This window comes from Nonomuraea antri (assembly GCF_013283785.1).
Lineage (GTDB): Bacteria > Actinomycetota > Actinomycetes > Streptosporangiales > Streptosporangiaceae > Nonomuraea > Nonomuraea antri.
Genome location: NZ_JABCPZ010000565.1, coordinates 1 through 1,117 on the forward strand (window position 1 = coordinate 1; position 1,117 = coordinate 1,117).

Consider the following 1,117-nt stretch of genomic DNA (forward strand, 5'->3'; position numbering starts at 1 on the left):
CCCACGTACGACAGCGCCGCAGCCACCCCGACCCCGCCGTACAGGCTGCCGAACACCCGGCCGAGCATGGCGGGATCGGCCGTGCGCTGGACGAGCGTGTTGGCCGCCACGTCCATGGCGGCGATCCCCAGCCCGCGCACCGCCTGCACCGCGAACGCCGCCGCGACCGCCCAGGCCAGGCCGGTGAGCAGGTTGCCCGCGCTGCTCACCGCGAACCCGGCCACCAGCAGCACCGCCATCCTGGCCCGGCCCAGCCGGGCGACCAGCGCGTATCCGGCGAACAGCCCGATGCCGACCGCCGACAGCACCAGCCCGGCATCGGACGCCGGACCGCGCAGTTCCTCGGTGACCAGGAAGACCACGGCGACGTCGTCGATGCCGTTGAACGCCACGACCCCGACGAATCCCAGCGCGACCGCCCGGACCGTCCGGGTGGTGACGATGTACCGCAAACCTCGCCAGGTCTCCCGCAGCAGCGCCCGTCGCGGCTCGGCCACGCCCGCCCGGCCAGTCGCGGGAAGGAAGGCCAGCAGCAGCGCGGAGACGGCGAACGTGGCCGCGTCGACCAGCAGCACCCCGCCGATCCCCAGCCAGGGCAGCAGCAGCCAGGCCGCCAGCGGGCCCAGCGCCTCGCCGCCGTTGGTGCCGAGGCCGATGGCGGTGTTCGCGCGAGCCAGGTCCCGGTCTTCGACCAGCGCGGGCACGACCGACCTGGACGCCGCCTGGAACAACTGCCCCGCCAGCGCCCGGACGCCCACGAGGGCCAGCAGCACAGGCAGTCCGGGCAGCCAGAGCGCGATCACCACGGTGACCAGGCCCTGCACCAGCTCGCACGCCACCATGACGCGCTTGTGGTCGTACCGGTCGCTGATCGCGCCGGTGAGCGGCCCGAACAGGCCGGGCACGAAGTCGCCGACCAGGAGCAGCAGCGCGACCGCGAGCGCCTGCTCGGTCTCGCCGGCGACGTGCAGCATCAGCGCGACCAGGCTCAGCGAATCGCCGAGGAACGACACGGACCGCGCGCTCCACAGAACGGCGAAGGGCCGATTGTCCCGTAGCAACTGGATCACGGACACGATCGTCCCCGATCCCCCACCTCCCGCCCACCGCTTTACCC

At 73.4% G+C, this 1,117-nt stretch carries 1 protein-coding gene; it reads right to left on the reverse strand.

Annotated elements, in window-relative coordinates; all coding sequences use genetic code 11:
- A partial coding sequence (locus HII36_RS55390) for an MFS transporter (protein ID WP_217371171.1) occupies positions 1-1,070 on the reverse strand: 1,070 nt, incomplete at its 3' end.
- Between the last annotated feature and the right edge of the window lie 47 nt (positions 1,071-1,117).